The sequence below is a fragment of the Brachybacterium sp. AOP42-C2-15 genome, from assembly GCF_052377065.1.
GTDB lineage: Bacteria > Actinomycetota > Actinomycetes > Actinomycetales > Dermabacteraceae > Brachybacterium.
The window spans coordinates 15,934-32,850 of record NZ_JBQSWK010000014.1; the positions used below are offsets into that span (position 1 = coordinate 15,934).

At 70.0% G+C, this 16,917-nt stretch carries 17 protein-coding genes and 3 tRNA genes; 16 read left to right on the forward strand and 4 right to left on the reverse strand.

The window, feature by feature from the left end; genetic code table 11:
- Positions 1-3: 3 nt before the first annotated feature.
- Together ACT3SQ_RS09475 and ACT3SQ_RS09480 are read right to left on the reverse strand one after the other, a co-directional pair.
- Positions 4-879, reverse strand: coding sequence for a hypothetical protein (locus ACT3SQ_RS09475; RefSeq protein WP_441445973.1), 876 nt, complete (start codon positions 877-879; stop codon positions 4-6).
- A 182-nt stretch (positions 880-1,061) separates the two neighbouring features.
- Positions 1,062-2,159 carry an LLM class flavin-dependent oxidoreductase gene (locus ACT3SQ_RS09480; RefSeq protein WP_442332108.1) on the reverse strand — a complete coding sequence of 366 codons (1,098 nt, stop codon included), beginning with the start codon at positions 2,157-2,159 and terminating at the stop codon, positions 1,062-1,064.
- A 115-nt stretch (positions 2,160-2,274) separates the two neighbouring features.
- Here ACT3SQ_RS09480 and ACT3SQ_RS09485 point away from each other — a divergent pair, with 115 nt between their 5' ends.
- The 7 genes from ACT3SQ_RS09485 (at position 2,275) to ACT3SQ_RS09515 (ending at position 6,192) form a co-directional block, all read left to right on the forward strand.
- Positions 2,275-2,415 (forward strand): hypothetical protein, encoded by a 141-nt coding sequence (locus tag ACT3SQ_RS09485; RefSeq protein WP_441445971.1) that lies wholly within the window; start codon positions 2,275-2,277, stop codon positions 2,413-2,415.
- A gap of 34 nt (positions 2,416-2,449) precedes the next feature.
- On the forward strand, positions 2,450-3,235 hold the full coding sequence (locus tag ACT3SQ_RS09490) for a fumarylacetoacetate hydrolase family protein (protein WP_441445970.1): 786 nt from the start codon (positions 2,450-2,452) through the stop codon (positions 3,233-3,235).
- 50 nt (positions 3,236-3,285) lie between these two features.
- Complete coding sequence (gene gltX / locus ACT3SQ_RS09495) at positions 3,286-4,833, forward strand: glutamate--tRNA ligase (protein ID WP_444502275.1); 1,548 nt, start codon at positions 3,286-3,288, stop codon at positions 4,831-4,833.
- 181 nt (positions 4,834-5,014) lie between these two features.
- Positions 5,015-5,086: transfer RNA gene (locus tag ACT3SQ_RS09500), tRNA-Gln, on the forward strand.
- 33 nt (positions 5,087-5,119) lie between these two features.
- Positions 5,120-5,192 (forward strand) — tRNA-Glu (locus ACT3SQ_RS09505).
- A gap of 27 nt (positions 5,193-5,219) precedes the next feature.
- A tRNA-Glu gene (locus ACT3SQ_RS09510) sits at positions 5,220-5,292 on the forward strand.
- A gap of 81 nt (positions 5,293-5,373) precedes the next feature.
- Positions 5,374-6,192: a universal stress protein gene (locus tag ACT3SQ_RS09515; RefSeq protein WP_441445520.1), complete on the forward strand. Its 819-nt coding sequence runs from the start codon at positions 5,374-5,376 to the stop codon at positions 6,190-6,192.
- Between the two features lie 37 nt (positions 6,193-6,229).
- On the opposite strand, the gene ACT3SQ_RS09520 is transcribed toward ACT3SQ_RS09515, so the two are convergent.
- On the reverse strand, positions 6,230-6,964 hold the full coding sequence (locus tag ACT3SQ_RS09520; RefSeq protein WP_444592510.1) for an IclR family transcriptional regulator: 735 nt from the start codon (positions 6,962-6,964) through the stop codon (positions 6,230-6,232).
- A 141-nt stretch (positions 6,965-7,105) separates the two neighbouring features.
- Here ACT3SQ_RS09520 and leuC point away from each other — a divergent pair, with 141 nt between their 5' ends.
- The 7 genes from leuC to ACT3SQ_RS09555 all read left to right on the forward strand — a co-directional run bounded on the left by leuC (position 7,106) and on the right by ACT3SQ_RS09555 (position 14,137).
- Positions 7,106-8,545 (forward strand): 3-isopropylmalate dehydratase large subunit, encoded by a 1,440-nt coding sequence (gene leuC, locus ACT3SQ_RS09525; RefSeq protein ID WP_441445518.1) that lies wholly within the window; start codon positions 7,106-7,108, stop codon positions 8,543-8,545.
- Positions 8,546-8,559: 14 nt separating this feature from the next.
- Positions 8,560-9,174, forward strand: coding sequence for a 3-isopropylmalate dehydratase small subunit (leuD, locus tag ACT3SQ_RS09530; RefSeq protein ID WP_441445517.1), 615 nt, complete (start codon positions 8,560-8,562; stop codon positions 9,172-9,174).
- A gap of 125 nt (positions 9,175-9,299) precedes the next feature.
- Positions 9,300-10,619, forward strand: coding sequence for a UDP-N-acetylglucosamine 1-carboxyvinyltransferase (gene murA, locus ACT3SQ_RS09535; protein WP_441445516.1), 1,320 nt, complete (start codon positions 9,300-9,302; stop codon positions 10,617-10,619).
- Entirely contained in the window at positions 10,619-11,200 is a 582-nt protein-coding gene (locus tag ACT3SQ_RS09540) for a hypothetical protein (RefSeq protein WP_441445515.1), read from the forward strand. The genes murA and ACT3SQ_RS09540 overlap by 1 nt, the downstream gene beginning before the upstream one ends.
- A complete protein-coding gene (locus tag ACT3SQ_RS09545; RefSeq protein ID WP_442332107.1) occupies positions 11,197-12,003 on the forward strand; it encodes a lysophospholipid acyltransferase family protein in 807 nt (268 codons plus the stop codon). The genes ACT3SQ_RS09540 and ACT3SQ_RS09545 overlap by 4 nt, the downstream gene beginning before the upstream one ends.
- A complete protein-coding gene (locus ACT3SQ_RS09550) occupies positions 12,000-12,998 on the forward strand; it encodes an NAD(P)H-dependent glycerol-3-phosphate dehydrogenase (RefSeq protein WP_441445513.1) in 999 nt (332 codons plus the stop codon). Before ACT3SQ_RS09545 ends, ACT3SQ_RS09550 begins: the two co-directional genes overlap by 4 nt.
- Before the next feature lie 23 nt (positions 12,999-13,021).
- Positions 13,022-14,137 carry a D-alanine--D-alanine ligase family protein gene (locus ACT3SQ_RS09555; RefSeq protein WP_441445512.1) on the forward strand — a complete coding sequence of 372 codons (1,116 nt, stop codon included), beginning with the start codon at positions 13,022-13,024 and terminating at the stop codon, positions 14,135-14,137.
- Positions 14,138-14,169: 32 nt separating this feature from the next.
- Here the strand turns inward: ACT3SQ_RS09555 and ACT3SQ_RS09560 are convergent, their stop codons facing one another.
- A complete protein-coding gene (locus tag ACT3SQ_RS09560; RefSeq protein ID WP_444502273.1) occupies positions 14,170-14,667 on the reverse strand; it encodes a DUF3515 family protein in 498 nt (165 codons plus the stop codon).
- Positions 14,668-14,700: 33 nt separating this feature from the next.
- Here ACT3SQ_RS09560 and thiL point away from each other — a divergent pair, with 33 nt between their 5' ends.
- Together thiL and ACT3SQ_RS09570 are read left to right on the forward strand one after the other, a co-directional pair.
- Positions 14,701-15,768, forward strand: a complete 1,068-nt coding sequence (gene thiL, locus ACT3SQ_RS09565) for a thiamine-phosphate kinase (RefSeq protein ID WP_442332105.1) — start codon at positions 14,701-14,703, stop codon at positions 15,766-15,768.
- Between the two features lie 63 nt (positions 15,769-15,831).
- On the forward strand, positions 15,832-16,908 hold the full coding sequence (locus tag ACT3SQ_RS09570) for an NAD(P)-dependent alcohol dehydrogenase (RefSeq protein ID WP_442332104.1): 1,077 nt from the start codon (positions 15,832-15,834) through the stop codon (positions 16,906-16,908).
- The last annotated feature ends 9 nt before the right edge of the window (positions 16,909-16,917 follow it).

Sequence of the window (16,917 nt, forward strand, 5' to 3'; positions counted from 1 at the left end):
CCCTCAGCCGGCGGTCATGAACTCCGCGAGCTGAGCGCGCAGTCCGTCCGGACCCACGCGCACGGCCTCGAGCACGGAGGCCTCGAGGGAGGGCGCTCCGGTGCCATGTTCCGAGGGCTGGAGCGCGACGGTGGATTCTCCGTCGTGGAGCACCCAGAGCACCTGCTCGACGCCCTCGGCGCGATCCTCGGCGAGGATCCGTACCCGTCGGGTGGCGGAGGAGAGGAGGACACCGATCTCCGGATCAGCCGTGAGCTCCTCGAGCGTCCCGGAGCGGACCTCCGCGGCCTGCTCCTCGGTCGGGGCGCTCTCGGGATCGGGGGCGCCCAGCAGCCAGAGGACCTGGACCCGCGCCGCGCTATCGACGCTGCTCATGGTGAAGTGGTGGATCCCGTTGGCGGAGATCTGCTCCTGCATCACGGTGCCGTCGAGATCGGCGAAGGCCTGGATCGCGCCGCGCGCAGGATCGTCGAGGTCAGTCGCCGTGACACGCCGACTGGAATACACGCGGCGCCCCACGATCCCGGCCGGCAGCGCGGTCGGGAGGAGGTCTTCCGGGTCGCCGACGGGTTCGCGCCCCTCAACCTTCGCCAGAGTGCCCTCAGGCGCGATGGCACCCGCGGCGAGCTGTCCGCGCGCCGCCGAGGACAGCAGCAGTTCGCGCTGCGCGTCCGTAGCCGTCGAGCGGTCGAGCCACGGCGTGAGCAGTGCGGGGGCCTCGCTCGTCCCGTGGAGCACCACGAGCTGCTCGTCGGTCAGGCTGCCCAGAGCGGTGGGCCCGGGGTCCGCGTGCCGGGCCAGAGCGGCGGCCGCGGTCGCGATGCGGCGCTCGCGCGAGGTGCCGGTGCTCTCGTTCGTGGTGATCTCCCGATCGTTCATGGGGTCAGCCTACGGTGGCCGCTCCGGCACGCTTCCTCACGGACCAGAGAACCCGCCCTGGAGCCAGCGCTTCGCTCATCCGCTGGTGCCGTGACGTCCTGGACGGGATCAGCAGCGAGGAGACGGAGCTGAGGATCCGCTCGTTCCTGCTGCGGGAGGCACCGCGGTGACGTGAGCCCTCATCACGCCTCGTCGAAGGGCGAGTCCATTTCGGTGTCGGGCCGCGCCGCGAGCAGCTCGCGCACGCGCGGGATGACCTCGGTGCCGTACAGCCGGATCGACTCCATCAGCTGCTCGTGCGGCATCGGCCCGCTCGCGTACTTCAGATCGAAGCGGTCCACGCCGAGGGTGCGGATCGTCGTCGCGATCCTGTGCGCCACCGTCTCCGGAGAACCGACGTACAGCGCCCCATGCTGCATCTCGGCATCGAACTCGGCGATGCCCGAGGGACCCCAGCCACGCTCCCGCCCGATCTCGTTGCGGTTGTGGATCCAGTGCGGGGCCAGCTGCTCCCGCGCGGTCGCGTCGTCGGCGGCGATGTGGCCGGGGGAGTGGACCCCGACGGGGAGTCGGCCGTTGCCCAGCTTCTCGTTCGCCTCGTGGAACAGCCGGACGTACGGGGCGAAGCGGTCGGCGGCGCCGCCGATGATCGCGAGCATCAGGGGCAGGCGGTGGCGGGCCGCCCGCACCACCGAGTTCGGGCTGCCGCCCACGGCGACCCAGGTGGGCAGCGCGCGCTCGAGCGGCGGATAGAGAGACTGCGCCTTCAGCGGGGCACGGGTGGTGCCGGACCAGGTGATCGGCTCCCCGGTGATCGCGGCGGAGAGCAGATCCAGCTTCTCCTCGAAGAGCGTCTCGTAGTCCTGCAGCGCGAACCCGAACAGCGGGAACGACTCCGTGAACGAACCACGCCCCACCGTCAGCTCCGCGCGGCCCTGCGACAGCGCATCCAGAGTCGAGAACCGCTCGACCACGCGCAGCGGGTCGTCGGAGCTGAGCACGATCACGGCGGTGCCGAGGGTGATCCGCTCGGTCCGGGTGGCGAGGGCGGCGAGCACCATGTCGGGCGCGCTGATGGCGAAGTCGGGACGGTGATGCTCGCCGACCGAGAAGTGATCGATGCCCACGCTGTCCGCGAGCTCGCCCTGCGCGATCACGTCACGGATCACCTGCGAGGCCGGCACCGGGGCCCCGTGTGCGTCGACGGTGACGTCGCCGAAGGTGTCCAGGCCGAAGGTCAGCCGTGAGAGGTCGGATGCGGTCGTGGTCGGGTCAGTCACGGAGGAGCTCCATTCTGCGACGCAGGCACCTGCGCCAAGAGTCGTTGATGATTCAAGTATAGCGTAGTACGTGCTGGAAAGGGCGTCGAGACCTGGACCGCCGGACAGCGTGGGGATGACCTGCACGCTCGGCGCCGGCGAGACCACCCGGGCCATGATCGCCATCACCTCCGTCGAGGAGGACGCGGCGAGATCTGATGCCGAGATATCTGATGCCGAGATCTGGTGCCGAGATCGCCGGCGCCGAGGTCGCTGAAGGGGCCGACGAGTGACGCTCTAGACTGGCGGGCATGCGTATCGCCCGATTCACCACCGGTGAAGACCCCATGTACGGCATCGTCCAGGAGAAGGATGGCCGGGACATGGTCTATGGGATCACCGGTGACCCCCTGTACACAGAGATCCGACCCACCGGCACCGTCGTGCCGCTCGAGGACGTGCGCCTGCTGGCCCCCGTCATCCCTCGCTCGAAGGTGGTGTGCGTCGGCCGCAACTACGCGGCGCACGCCGCAGAGATGGGCAACGAGGTGCCGGAGCAGGCGCTCTACTTCCTCAAGCCCAACACCGCAGTCGTCGGCCCCGGCGATCCCGTGGTGCTGCCCTCCTACAGCCAGGAGGTGAGCCTCGAGGCCGAGCTCGCCGTGGTCATCAAGCGGATGGCCAAGAACCTCACCCCCGAGCAGGTCGCCGACCATGTGCTCGGATACACCTGCGCCAATGACCTCACCGCACGCGATGCGCAGCGGGAGGAGGATCAGTGGTTCCGGGCCAAGGCCTTCGACACCTCGTGCCCCATCGGGCCGTGGATCGAGACCGACCTGGATCCCGCAGCCGGTGCGGGGCTCGCCATCTCCAGCGCCGTCGACGGCGAGATCGCACAGCAGGGCAGTACTGCGGACATGGTCCGCTCCGTCGCTGAGCTGATCGCGGAGATCTCCTCCGTGGTCACCCTGCTGCCCGGCGATCTCGTCCTGACCGGTACACCCGCCGGTGTGCGGAGCGTCCCCGCCGGCGTCTCGGTCGACATCACCATCGAGGGCATCGGCACCCTGACCAATCCGATCGTGCGCCGTTGAGCAGCACGGCCTCGCCCCTCATCCTCGACAACTCCTCAGGAGCACCCCGCGTGACCACCGCCCCCGCCCCGACCTCGACCCCGACCGGCGCTGCCGACGAGGTCCGCGTCCGTTTCTGCCCCAGCCCCACGGGCACCCCTCATGTGGGGATGGTGCGCACCGCCCTGTTCAACTGGGCCCATGCCCGCCATCACGGCGGGAAGCTGATCTTCCGCATCGAGGACACCGACGCCGCGCGTGACAGCGAGGAGTCCTACCACCAGCTGCTCGACGCGATGCGCTGGCTCGGCATCGACTGGGACGAGGGCGTCGAGGTGGGCGGGCCGGACGGCCCCTATCGTCAGTCGCAGCGAGGAGAGATCTACCAGGACGTCATCGAGAAGCTGAAGGCGTCCGGACACATCTATGAGTCCTTCTCCACCGCGGAGGAGATCGTGGAGCGCCACAAGGCGGCGGGCCGGGATCCGCAGCTGGGGTACGACGGCTACGACCGCGACCTCACCGACGAGCAGAAGGCTGGCTTCCGCGCGGAGGGTCGCGAGCCCACCTGGCGCCTGCGGATGCCCGCGGAGGACGTCACCTTCACCGACATGGTGCGCGGCGAGATCACCTTCAAGGCCGGCACCACTCCTGACTTCGTGGTCGTGCGCGCCAACGGGAAGCCGCTCTACACGCTGGTCAACCCGATCGATGATGCGCTGATGCGGATCACCCATGTGCTGCGCGGCGAGGACATCCTCTCCTCCACTCCCCGCCAGATCGCGCTGTACCGGGCACTGATCGAGATCGGGGTCGCGGAGCGGATCCCCGAGTTCGGGCACCTGCCCTACGTGATGGGGGAGGGCAACAAGAAGCTCTCGAAGCGCGATCCGCAGGCGGATCTCTTCCTCTATCGGAAGCAGGGCTTCATCCCGGAGGGCATGGTGAACTACCTGTCCCTGCTGGGCTGGGGCTACAGCGCCGACGAGGACATCTTCAGCCGTGCGCAGCTGGTCGAGCGCTTCGACGCCTCCGCCGTGAACCCCAACCCGGCTCGCGTCGACCTCAAGAAGGCCACCGCCATCAATGCGGACCACATCCGTCTGCTGCCCGAGGCGGATCTCGCCGAGCGCCTGCTGCCGTACCTCCAGGCCGGCGGGGTGCTGGGCGAGGACGTGACCGAGCAGCAGCGCGCCCTGGTCGCCGCGGCCGTCCCGCTGGTCCAGACCCGGATGAACCTTCTCGGCGAGGCGCCGGAGCTGATGGGCTTCCTGTTCACCGCCGACGAGGACCTCGTGGTCCAGGACGATGCGCTGAAGAAGCTCGGCGATGACCCCGCAGCAGTGCTCGAGCGCGCGATCCGTGAGGTCGAGGCGATCGACGAGGGCGCCTTCACCGCTGAGGCACTCGAGCCCGCACTGCGCGGGGCGATCGTCGACGACATGGGGGTCAAGCCCCGCCTGGCCTTCGGGCCGCTGCGCAGCGCGATCTCCGGGCGCAGGATCTCTCCGCCCCTGTTCGAGTCGATGGAGCTGCTGGGCAAGCCCTCGAGCCTCGCCCGGCTGCGCTCGCTGCACAGCCGATTGACTGCAGAGGGCCGATTGGCTGCAGAGGGCTGAGTCCGGGGACGCTGTGGGGCAGGGTGCCGAGCCTCACAGCGTCCAGGGGCCTTCTCGCTTTGTGCTCCGCCCGAGAACCCGGTAGAGTCTTACCTCGGTACGGCATGCAGAACAGTTCGGAAATTCCACGGAAACCACCGGGGAACAGAACGGAAATGACTGCAGAAAGTACTTCTCACCATGGGGTATGGTGTAATTGGCAACACAGCGGTTTCTGGTACCGTCGTTCTAGGTTCGAGTCCTGGTACCCCAGCGCTACGCGGCATTTCATTGCCGCATGGCCCGCGCCCCGTTCGTCTAGCGGCCTAGGACGCCGCCCTCTCACGGCGGTAACACCGGTTCAAATCCGGTACGGGGTACGACCGAGATTTTCGGATCTCGTTTCAGCCCCGTTCGTCTAGAGGCCTAGGACGCCGCCCTCTCACGGCGGTAACACCGGTTCAAATCCGGTACGGGGTACGAGCAGGAGTCGACACTTCCCAGTGTCGGCTCCTTCGTCATTTCCGGACCTGCACCGGGCGGGCAGAGTATCGTCGTGACATGACGCACAGCACTGGTCCCCGAATCACGGTCGGCGTCTTCGATGCCGACGAGTCCGATCAGGCGGTCCGCTGGGCCGCCCTCCATGCCGCCGCAGTCGGCGGCACCGTCCATCTCGTCCACGCCTTCGTCTGGACCGAGCTCGACGTCAACATCGACCCGATCTCGGGGATGGCAGGCTCCGGCTTCCGCAATGCCGCGCACAGCCTGATCCTCGATGCCACCCGGATCATCCGCGAAGAGCATCCGGATCTTCCCGTGACCTCGGAGATCGTCGACGGCAATGCGGTGCCGGTACTGGTCGGGGTCAGCAGGGAATCAGATCTGCTGGTGCTCGGAGGTCGCGGCATGGGGCGTCTGATGACCCTCATCGTCGGGTCCAAGAGCCTTGCGCTGGCGGCGCGCTCCTACTGCCCCGTGGTGGTGGTCCGCGGACGGGTCGACGGCACGGGGCCGATCGGCCTGGTGCATCACGAGATCGCGACGGAGGTGGTCACCCGGGCCGCGGACCTCGCAGAGGCCTACGGGCGGGACTTCCACCTGGTCGTGCGCCCGGAGACCACCCCGGAACAGGCGCAGGAGATCCTCGCCGGCGTCGCCCAGCGGATCTCGTTGACGCATCCGGGAGTATTCGTGCGGGACGTGACGATCGCCGCGTCCGACAGCCCGAAGCAGCTGGTCCAGGCCAGCGAGGACGCCTGCCTGATGGTGGTCGCAGGGGAGCGTTCATCGGGTGCGGGAGGCAAGGTCGGCGCACCTCGTCAGCTGGTCAACGTGCTGCGCTTCGCCAACACCCCGGTCTGGATCGAGCGGGACTGACGCTGCGGGACGGGACTGACGCTGCGGGCGTGCGTGCTCAGGAGCCTGCGCGGCGCAGCAGCTCGGTGAGATGGTTCGCCGAGCTCATGACCGATGCCGCATGGAGGCGGCCCGGCTGACGGGTGATGCGCTCGATCGGTCCGGAGATGCTCAGGGCCGCGACCACGCGCCCGTTCGGACCGCGCACGGGGGAGGAGACGGATCCCACGCCGGGCTCGCGCTCGCCGATAGACTGCGCCCATCCGCGCCGCCGCACAGCGGAGAGCTGGGTCGCGGTGAACCGGGCGCCGAGCAGCCCACGATGCAGGCGGTCGGGCTCCTCCCAGGCCAGCAGGATCTGGGCGGCGGAACCTGCCCGCATGGTGAGCGCGGCGCCCAGCGGCACCGAGTCCCGCAGCCCGATCGGTCGCTCCGCCGCTGCCACGCAGATGCGGTGATCGCCCTGGCGACGGTAGAGCTGCGCGGATTCGCCGGTGTGGTCACGCAGCGCGGCCAGCACGGGACCGGCCGAGGCCAGCAGGCGGTCCTCCCCGGCGGCGGCGGCGAGCTCGCCCAGGCGCGGGCCCAGGACGAAGCGTCCCTGCATGTCGCGGGCGACGAGATGGTGGAACTCGAGCGCGACGGCGAGGCGGTGCGCGGTGGGCCGGGCGAGGCCCGTCGACTGCACGAGCTGGGCGAGGGTCGCGGGGCCGGCTTCGAGGGCGCCGAGGACGATCGCCGCCTTGTCCAGCACGCCGACGCCGCTGCCGTTCTCCTCTGAGGTCTTGTCCATGCTCCGATACTGCCGTCTTATTTGGTGAGACGCAAGTGCATCGCATCGTGGACCCGCCCACCATGGGACGAGCGCTCGCACCCCGAGTGCATCTCAGCATTCAGCAGCGCGCCCTCATCCGGGGCGCAGGGAAGGATCGATATGGCGGGGACCCTCGCGGAGAAGGTCTGGGCGGATCACGTGGTCCGTCGCGGAGAGAACGGCGAACCGGACCTGCTGTACATCGACCTCCAGCTCCTGCACGAGGTGACCAGCCCGCAGGCCTTCGACGGCCTCCGCCAGGAGGGCCGTGGCCCGCGCCGGATCGACCAGACGATCGCGACCGAGGATCACAACACCCCCACGATCGACATCGACAAGCCGATCGCGGACCTCACCTCGCGCACCCAGATCGATACGCTGCGCCGCAACGCCGAGGAGTTCGGCGTGCGCATCCACTCGCTCGGGGACGTCGACCAGGGGATCGTCCACGTGGTCGGCCCGCAGCTGGGCCTGACCATGCCCGGCATCACCGTGGTGTGCGGCGACTCCCACACCTCGACGCACGGCGCCTTCGGGGCTCTGGCCTTCGGGATCGGCACCAGCGAGGTCGAGCACGTGCTCGCCACCCAGACGCTGCCGCTGACCCCCTTCAAGACCATGGCGATCACCGTGAACGGCGCACTGAAGCCGGGCGTGACCGCGAAGGACATCATCCTCGCGGTCATCGCGAAGATCGGCACCGGCGGCGGCGCGGGCTACGTGCTCGAGTACCGCGGCGAGGCGATCCGTCAGCTCTCCATGGAGGGCCGCATGACCGTCTGCAACATGTCCATCGAGGCGGGAGCGCGTGCGGGCATGATCGCCCCCGACGAGACCACCTTCGAGTACGTCCAGGGTCGTCCCCACGCGCCGCGGGGGAAGGACTGGGACGAGGCCGTCGCCTATTGGAAGACGCTGCGGAGCGACGATGACGCCACCTTCGACACCGAGGTGTTCATCGACGCGGACACGCTCGAGCCCTTCGTCACCTGGGGCACGAACCCGGGCCAGGGCCTGCCCCTGTCCGCCTCGGTCCCCGCGCCCGAGGACTTCACCGACGACAGTGCCCGCAACGCCGCCGAGCGCGCGTTGGAGTACATGGACCTGGTCCCCGGCACCCCGCTGAAGGACATCAAGGTCGACACCGTCTTCATGGGCTCGTGCACCAACGGCCGCATCGAGGACCTGCGGGCGTTCGCCTCGGTGCTCGAGGGCCGGAGCAAGCACCCCGATGTGCGGGTGCTGGTCGTCCCCGGCTCGGCCCGGGTGCGCCTGCAGGCCGAGAAGGAGGGGCTGGACCGCATCTTCCTGGACTTCGGTGCTGAATGGCGCCAGGCCGGCTGCTCGATGTGCCTGGGCATGAATCCGGACCAGCTGGCACCGGGCGAGCGCGCCGCCTCCACCTCGAACCGCAACTTCGAGGGCCGCCAGGGCAAGGGTGGCCGCACCCACCTGGTCTCCCCGGTGGTGGCTGCCGCCACCGCCGTGCGCGGCACCCTGTCCTCGCCGTCGGACCTCGGTGCGGACTCCGCGCCCTCCGACCTCCAGCCCGTCGCCTGACCAGGAGCATCTCCATGGAAGCCTTCACGACCCACACCGGCATCGGTGTCCCGCTGCGTCGCAGCAACGTCGACACCGACCAGATCATCCCCGCCGTCTACCTCAAGCGCGTCACCAAGACCGGCTTCGACGACGGACTGTTCAACGCCTGGCGCACCAACGACCCCGAGTTCGTGCTGAACCAGCCCGCCTACGCGAAGGGCTCGGTGCTGGTGGCCGGCCCCGACTTCGGCACCGGCTCCTCCCGCGAGCATGCGGTCTGGGCGCTGCGCGACTACGGTTTCAAAGCCGTGCTGTCCACCCGCTTCGCGGAGATCTTCCGCGGCAACGCCGGCAAGCAGGGCCTGGTCGCCGGGATCCTGTCGCAGGACGATCTCGAGCAGTTGTGGAAGATCCTCGAGGAGAACCCCGGCACCGAGGTGACCGTGGACCTGGAGAACCGTCAGGCCCACGCCGGGGACAGCACCTTCCGCTTCGAGGTCGACGACTACACCCGCTGGCGCCTCATGGAGGGCCTGGACGACATCGGCCTGACCATGCGCCACGAGCAGGACATCACCGACTTCGAGGCGACGCGCCCGTCCTGGATGCCGAAGACCCTGCCGGCCCGCACCGCCGACTCGGACTGAGAGCCTCTGTCTGACCACCTCTCGGGCCGGGAGCCGGGTTCCGGCTCCCGCCGAGGTCCCTCCGGTATGGTGACCCGGTCAGAGAGCGGCGTCCACGGGCGTCCGACCGTCAAGGCAAGGACACCATGAGTTCGACATTCCATGTGCGCGGAGGACGGCCCCTCGACGGTGAGATCACTGTGCGCGGGGCGAAGAACCTGGTCTCGAAGGCGATGGTCGCGGCGCTGCTGGGGGAGGAGCCGAGCATCCTGCGCTCGGTTCCCGACATCTCCGACGTGCGGATCGTCTCGAACCTGCTCTCGATCCACGGCGTCAAGATCGAGCACGACGTCGCCGAGGGCACGCTGCGGCTGGATCCCTCGAACGTCGAGCAAGCGCACGTCGCCGATATCGACGCCCATGCGGGCAGCTCGCGGATCCCGATCCTGTTCTGCGGCCCGCTGCTGCATCGGCTCGGCGAGGCGATCATCCCCGATCTCGGCGGCTGCCGGATCGGTGACCGCCCCATCAACTACCACCTCGATGTGCTGCGCAGCTTCGGCGCGGTCGTGGACAAGCGCGAGATGGGCATCTACATCACCGCGCCGAACGGGCTCACCGGCACGAAGATCCATCTCGAGTATCCGAGCGTCGGCGCGACCGAGCAGGTCCTGCTGACAGCGGTCCGCGCCAGGGGCATCACGGAGCTCACGAACGCCGCGGTCGAGCCCGAGATCGAGGACCTGATCGCGGTGCTGCAGAAGATGGGTGCCCTGATCTCCCTGCAGACCGACCGCACCATCACGATCGAGGGCGTCGACCGTCTGGGCGGATACCAGCACACGGCACTGACCGACCGCATCGAGGCGGGCTCGTGGGCCTGCGCGGCACTGGTCACCAAGGGGTCCGTCTTCGTGCGCGGCGCCCAGCAGAAGCCGATGGCGACCTTCCTGAACATCTTCCGCAAGATCGGCGGCGGGATGGAGATCCGCGAGGACGGGATCCGCTTCTTCCATCCCGGCACCCCGCTCAAGGCGATCGCCCTGGAGACCGATGTCCATCCCGGCTTCATGACCGACTGGCAGCAGCCGCTGGTGGTCGCCCTCACCCAGGCCGACGGCATCTCGATCCTCCACGAGACGGTGTACGAGAACCGTCTGGGGTTCACCTCCGCGCTGAACGACATGGGAGCCCGCATCCAGGTCTACCGCGAATGCCTGGGCGGGTCGAGCTGCCGCTTCGGCCGCTCCAACTACAACCACTCCGCAGTGGTCTCCGGCCCCAACTCGCTGCACGGCGCGGACATCACCGTCCCCGATCTGCGCGGCGGCTTCTCGTACCTGATCGCGGCGCTGGGTGCCGAAGGGGTCTCGACCATCCGCGGCATCGACCTCATCGACCGCGGGTACGAATCCTTCCGCGACAAGCTCGGAGCCCTCGGCGGCGAATTCTGGGAGGAGGGCTGATGGCGGCGGAGGAGCTGCCTGCCAGCCAGATCACCGGCCCGGTGGCCGGAGCGGCAGGCTCCCTCGCACTGCGGGACATCCCGATCCCCGACTACTGCGATGTCGTGATCGTGCCCACCGCCGGGGTCGATGAGCCGGACCCCCGGGTCTGGGCGGACGCGATCTTCTCCCACGAGAACACCCCGCTGACCTCCCGAGGCCTGCGGGCCCTGCGCGACGAGGCCATCCGGCTGTTCGACATGGTCCCGCCGCCGCAGAAGGAGTTCGTCGCGGACGAGGTGCTCGGCTCCGAGGCGCTGATCATCGACGACGACGAGAAGCTGACCGTGCGGATCGGGGTCGCACTGCTCCCCGGCGGCGAGCTGCTGCAGGTCACCACCGCGGTGAAGTTCCGATCAGTGCGTGGCCGCCTGGCCTTCGCGCCCCGTCGGCTGATGCACGCCGCTGCGGTCAACACCCTGGCGCGGCGGGCTCCCACTACCCTGCGCCGACGCGCGCTGGCGGGCAACCCCGCAGCCGCCTCGCTGACCGGACAGGTCTCGCGGAAGGCTCTGGGCCGAGGCCCCTCGGCAGCACGATGACGTCCCTGCTGCGCAGCTGGGACATCGGCACCGCCCGGAGGCCCGAGCGACAGGCAGGACTCGTGATCGGCCTCGCGCAGCTCCCGCTGCGCCCCCTGATCGCCCTGCTGTCCCGCCCACGCTGGCAGGGAGTCGAGCGCCTGCCCCAGGAAGCGGGAGCGGTGATCGCCTGCGGGAACCATCTGAGCGCCTTCGACGCCTTCGGCTACGGGCATCTCCTCCAGGCCCACGGGATCGCTCCGCGCTTCCTAGCCAAGGAGACCCTGTTCCGGGTCCCGGTGCTCGGCGCCCTGCTGCGCGCCGCGCGCCAGATCCCGGTGCGGCGCGGCACCTCTCGCAGCAGCGATGCCCTGGCCGATGCCCGCGCCGCCCTCGCGCGCGGCGAGCTGATCATGCTCTTCCCCGAGGGCACGTACACCCGCGACCGCGAGCTGTGGCCGATGCGGGGCCGGGTCGGTGCCGCGCGGCTGGCCCTGGACACCGGGGCCCCGCTGCTGCCGATCGCGACCTGGGGCGGGCGGGCCCTGTGGCCCGTCGGCTCCCCGCTGCCGCGACCGAGACCCGGCCGTCATGTGCAGATGCTGGTCGGAGAGCCCTTCACGGTGTCGCAGCTGGATGGCGAGACCACCCAGCAGGCCGCCCTGCGCGTCACCGAGGAGCTGATGATGAAGATCGCGGAGCTGCTGGGACAGCTGCGAGGTCAGCAGCCCCCACAGGAGCTGCACGACGGCCGCACGGATGCCCATCGTCCTGAGGTAGGCAGGCCCCAGCACGGATTTCGAGCCTGGAAGCAGATCACATGACATCGACCACCCGTCTCGCCGTGCTCGGCGCCGGAAGCTGGGGCACCACCTTCGCCCAGGTGCTCGCCGACGGCGGCGCCGAGGTCACGCTGTGGGCCCGCCGTGAGGAGGTCGCCCGCGAGATCCGCGAACAGCATCGCAACAGCACCTACCTCCGCGAGCATCGACTTCCCGAGTCGATCCACAGCACCTCTCGCCTCGAGGAGGCGCTCGAGGGAGTCCACGGGCTGGTGGTCGCGATCCCCGCCCAGTCGATGCGGGCCACCCTCGCCCCGTGGCCAGAGCTGCCAGAGGTGCCGGTGCTGTCGCTGACCAAGGGCATCGAGCGCGGTACTGATGCTCGCATCAGCCAGATCATCGCCGAGGCCGGGGGAGTCGACCCGGAGCGCATCGGGGTGCTCTCGGGTCCGAACCTCTCGGCGGAGATCGCCGAGCGCCGCCCCTGCGCGTCGGTCGTCGCCGCCCCCTCCCAGGCGCTCGCGGACGTCCTGGCCGCCTGGAGCGAGGCGCCGTACCTCCGCGCCTACACTTCCACCGACGTCATCGGCGTGGAGATCGCCGGAGCGGTGAAGAACGTGATCGCGATCGCGGTCGGTGCGGCGGTCGGGCTCGGCCACGGACACAACACCACCGCCTCCCTGATCACCCGCGGGCTCGCAGAGATCACCCGGCTCGGCGTCGCCCTCGGCGGTCGGCGAGAGACCTTCTCCGGCCTCGCCGGGATGGGGGACCTGGTGGCCACCTGCTCGTCGCCGCTGAGCCGTAACCATCGCCTGGGCCTCGCTCTCGGCCGCGGCCTCGACGTCGCTGCGGCCGCCGCCGAGGTCGGGCAGACCGCCGAGGGGGTCGCCACCGCTCGCGCCGTCGCCGAGCTCGCCGCCCGCCTCGACGTGGACATGCCCATCACCCGCGCCGTGGTCGCGGTCGTGGATCACGGCGCCCGTATGGAAGAGGTCACCACGGCACTGCTGGCACGCTCGGTGCGCCCGGAGTGACCAACAGTGAATATCCTTGGCCCATGAGAACCACCGTCGCCCTCCTGTTCGGCGGCCGCAGCGGGGAGCACGGCATCTCGTGCGTGACCGCCGGCGGCATCCTGGCCGCGATCGATCGCGAGCGCTTCGCCGTGATCGCCATCGGCATCACGCGCGAAGGCCGCTGGATCCATGTCTCCGACGACCCGAGCGACTGGACCCTGGTCGACGGACGCGCCCCCGAGGTCGACGCCTCCGGGCACGAGGTGCTGCTTCCCAGCACCCGCCACCGCCCGGGGGAGCCGATCACCCTGCGCACCCTCCGCGACGGCACGGTCCACGAGCTTGCGGACATCGATGTCGTGTGGCCGCTCCTGCACGGGGCCTACGGCGAGGACGGCACCGTCCAGGGCATGCTCGAGATGCTGGACATCCCCTACGTGGGCAGCGGGGTGCTCGCCTCCGCCGCCGCGATGGACAAGGCCGCGACGAAGCTCGTGCTGCGTGCCGTCGGCCTCGAATGCGCCCCTGGGATCGTCGTCCACGAGGACCGCTGGGCCAGCGAATCGCACCGCGTCCTCACCTATCTGCGCAAGAACCACCCGCTGCCCTGGTTCGTCAAGCCCGCCCGTGCCGGCTCGAGCCTGGGCGTCACCAAGGTGACCGATCCCGCCGAGCTCGAGATCGCGATCAAGACCGCCTTCGCCGAGGACCCCAAGGTGCTGGTGGAGGAGGGGCTCGACGCCCGCGAGGTCGAGTGCGGTGTGCTGCAGGGCCGCGACGGCGGAGAGCCCAGCACCACGCTGCCCGGGGAGGTGAAGGTCGGCGACGACCTCGAGTTCTACGACTACGAGGCGAAGTACTTCGGCAAGGGCACCGTGAGCATCGACGTGCCCGCCGGCCTGCCCGATGACATGCTCGAGGAGGCTCGCGAGATCGCCTCCCGCGCCTTCACGGCGCTGGGCCTGGAGGGGCTGGCGCGCGTGGACATGTTCGTCACCCGCGACCGTCGGGTGCTGATCAACGAGGTCAACACGATGCCGGGCTTCACCCCGTACTCGATGTTCCCGGTGCTCTGGGAGCACATGGGGCTGAGCTATGCGGACCTCATCGCCGAGCTGATCGAGCAGGCGCGGAAGCGCCGCCTGGGCCCCCGCTGAGCCCTGAGCACTGAGCCCTGACCCGCTGGGCGCTACTGCGCGGGCTGGTCGCCCGGGCCGATGCAGAAGTCCGTCGCCACGATGTTCCGGCTGATCACCTGGGAGAGGGCCAGAGCGGCGCCCGACGGCTGATCCGGCGCGGCCGACCTCGGCACCGAGACGTCGACCGCAGGCTCCCGGCCGTAGGTCGTGTACAGGAACACCTCGTCCTCGAGCTCGCGGACGATCCAGTCCACCTCCACCCCGTCGCCATCGGCGAGGGTGGTGCAGAGGTCGGTGGTGGGACCGGGCGGAGTCACGCCGCAGCGCATCACGATCGTGTCCTCGCCGCTGCCCCAGGCGACGGTGCCCTGGCTCGAGGTCTCCGCGCGCTCCATGCCCAGCACCTCGGGCGGGGCGCCGAGCACGATGTCGGCGCAGACCGGGTTCGCGGCATCGGCCCCCGCGGGCACTGTGACGGTGCCGCAGGAGACCAGGCCCAGGGCCATCAGGCCGGCGGCGGGAAGGGCGAGCAGGCGGGATCGGAGCACTCGGAGAGCCTACCGGTCGGGCACACTGGGAGCATGGCAGGCGACACCCCCCACGAGGACACTCCACATGACGGAGCCCCCCGCAGCACTCCCCACAGCACCCCCCGCGGCGAGGCCGCGCTCCTGGCCCGCATGCTCCCGCACCTGAGCCACGGCGCCGAGGTGCAGGTGGGGCCCGGAGATGATGCCGCAGTGGTGCACCTGCCCTCCCCGCGCCTGGTGGTCACCACCGACTCCCTGGTCGAGGGGCATGATTTCCTGACGCACGCCACCACCGCCCGATGGATCGGGCACAAGGCGGCAGTCCAGAACCTTGCCGATGTCGCCGCCATGGGTGCTCGGCCACTGGCCCTCGTGGTCGCGATCTCCGCCCCTGCCGACACTCCGGGGGCGGTCTTCGAGGACCTCACGATCGGCCTGGCGGCACGCGCGGAGGCAGAGGGGGCGAGCATCGTCGGCGGCGACCTGGGACGCGCCGATCAGCTGGTCCTCACGGTCACCGCGATGGGCTCGCTGCCCGAGACGCAGCCGGCCATCTGCCGCACCGGTTCCCGCGCGGGGGATGTCCTCGCGATCGGGTCTCCCCGTCTGGGCCGCTCGGCCGCCGGCCTCGCCCTGGTGCTGGGGCGGCGGGCGCTGGTCCATGCCCCGGACGGCACCCACCCCACGATCATGCTCAGGGACATCGCCGACCCGTCGGCGGCAGAGCTGGTGCGCTGGCATGACGCCCCGGACCCGGATCTCTCGCTGGGCTGGACCGGCGGCCGCACGGCCCACGCCATGATGGATCTGTCCGACGGGCTGGTCCGCGACGGAGGCAGGCTGGCCCGGGCCGCCGACGTCACGCTCGACCTCGACCGCAACGCGCTGGCCCCTGACGTCGCGCAGCTCGCAAGCCTCGCCGCGGAGCTCGGTGCCGACCCCTGGAGCTGGGTGCTCCACGGCGGGGAGGAGCATGCGATGCTCGCCGCTTTCGCCCCGGGGGAGGTGCCGGAGGGGTTCCGCCCGATCGGCAGGATCCTGCCCGCCGGGCCGCAAGGTCCCACAGTGCTGCTGGACGGCGTGCCCATCCAGGGCGAGGGCTTCGATCACTTCGCCTGAGCGCGGTTAGGCTGGTCGGCGGCGCTCTCCGCGCCAAGAACACGACCCGCCGGAGGAATTTCCATGCCGATCACCGTCAAGGCCCTGCAGAAGACCGGCCCCGACCAGCCGTTCCGCGTCACCACCATCGAGCGCCGGGACCCGCGCGCTGATGACGTGGTCATCGCCATCGAGGCTGCCGGGATCTGCCACAGCGACATCCACACGATCCGCAACGAATGGGGCGAGGCGAGCTTCCCGCTCACCGTCGGTCACGAGATCGCGGGCGTCGTCTCCGCGGTCGGCGAGTCTGTCACCGACTGGAAGGTCGGGGACCGCGTGGGTGTGGGCTGCATGGTGAACTCCTGCGGGAACTGCGAGGAGTGCCGCGCCGGCCAGGAGCAGAACTGCCTGGAGGGCAACGTCGGCACCTACAACGCGAAGGACGTCGACGGCACCGTCACCCAGGGCGGCTATGCCGAGAAGGTCGTGGTCAACGAGCGCTTCGTGTGCCGGATCCCTGACGAGCTCTCCTTCGCCGCCGCCGCTCCGCTGCTCTGCGCCGGCATCACCACCTACGCCCCGCTGCGCCGCTGGGGCGCCGGGGAGCAGGTCGACGGCCGCGCCAAGCGCGTCGCGGTGCTGGGCCTCGGCGGGCTCGGACACATGGGCGTGCAGCTCGCGGCAGCGATGGGCGCCGAGGTCACCGTGCTCTCCCGCTCCCTGAAGAAGGAGCAGGATGCCCTCGAGCTCGGCGCGCAGCGGGTCCTCGCCACCACCGACGAGAACTTCTTCAGCGACCACCGCGGCGAGTTCGACCTGATCCTGAACACCATCAGCGCCGACATCCCCGTGGACAAGTACCTGCGCCTGCTCACGCCGCGCGGCGTGATGGCGGTCGTGGGCCTCCCGCCGGCGAAGCAGCCCGTCGGCTTCGGCTCACTGATCGGCGGCAACAAGGTGCTCGCCGGCTCCAACATCGGCGGCATCGCCGAGACCCAGGAGATGCTCGACTTCTGCGCCGAGCACGGCCTCGCCGCGAAGATCGAGGTCATCGGGGTCGGGGAGGCGGACGCCGCCTACGACCGCGTGGTCGCCGGCGATGTGCACTTCCGTGCCGTGATCGACACCTCCACCTTCGCGGACGCCGCAGCGGAGTGAACGACGGGG

Bases quoted from the DNA above. Each gene is read 5' to 3' on its own strand.
- ACT3SQ_RS09475 (WP_441445973.1), bottom strand. From the start codon at position 879: ATGAACGATCGGGAGATCACCACGAACGAGAGCACCGGCACCTCGCGC.
- ACT3SQ_RS09485 (WP_441445971.1), top strand. From the start codon at position 2,275: ATGACCTGCACGCTCGGCGCCGGCGAGACCACCCGGGCCATGATCGCC.
- ACT3SQ_RS09490 (WP_441445970.1), top strand. From the start codon at position 2,450: ATGCGTATCGCCCGATTCACCACCGGTGAAGACCCCATGTACGGCATC.
- ACT3SQ_RS09515 (WP_441445520.1), top strand. From the start codon at position 5,374: ATGACGCACAGCACTGGTCCCCGAATCACGGTCGGCGTCTTCGATGCC.
- ACT3SQ_RS09520 (WP_444592510.1), bottom strand. From the start codon at position 6,964: ATGGACAAGACCTCAGAGGAGAACGGCAGCGGCGTCGGCGTGCTGGAC.
- leuC (WP_441445518.1), top strand. From the start codon at position 7,106: ATGGCGGGGACCCTCGCGGAGAAGGTCTGGGCGGATCACGTGGTCCGT.
- leuD (WP_441445517.1), top strand. From the start codon at position 8,560: ATGGAAGCCTTCACGACCCACACCGGCATCGGTGTCCCGCTGCGTCGC.
- murA (WP_441445516.1), top strand. From the start codon at position 9,300: ATGAGTTCGACATTCCATGTGCGCGGAGGACGGCCCCTCGACGGTGAG.
- ACT3SQ_RS09540 (WP_441445515.1), top strand. From the start codon at position 10,619: ATGGCGGCGGAGGAGCTGCCTGCCAGCCAGATCACCGGCCCGGTGGCC.
- ACT3SQ_RS09545 (WP_442332107.1), top strand. From the start codon at position 11,197: ATGACGTCCCTGCTGCGCAGCTGGGACATCGGCACCGCCCGGAGGCCC.
- ACT3SQ_RS09550 (WP_441445513.1), top strand. From the start codon at position 12,000: ATGACATCGACCACCCGTCTCGCCGTGCTCGGCGCCGGAAGCTGGGGC.
- ACT3SQ_RS09555 (WP_441445512.1), top strand. From the start codon at position 13,022: ATGAGAACCACCGTCGCCCTCCTGTTCGGCGGCCGCAGCGGGGAGCAC.
- thiL (WP_442332105.1), top strand. From the start codon at position 14,701: ATGGCAGGCGACACCCCCCACGAGGACACTCCACATGACGGAGCCCCC.
- ACT3SQ_RS09570 (WP_442332104.1), top strand. From the start codon at position 15,832: ATGCCGATCACCGTCAAGGCCCTGCAGAAGACCGGCCCCGACCAGCCG.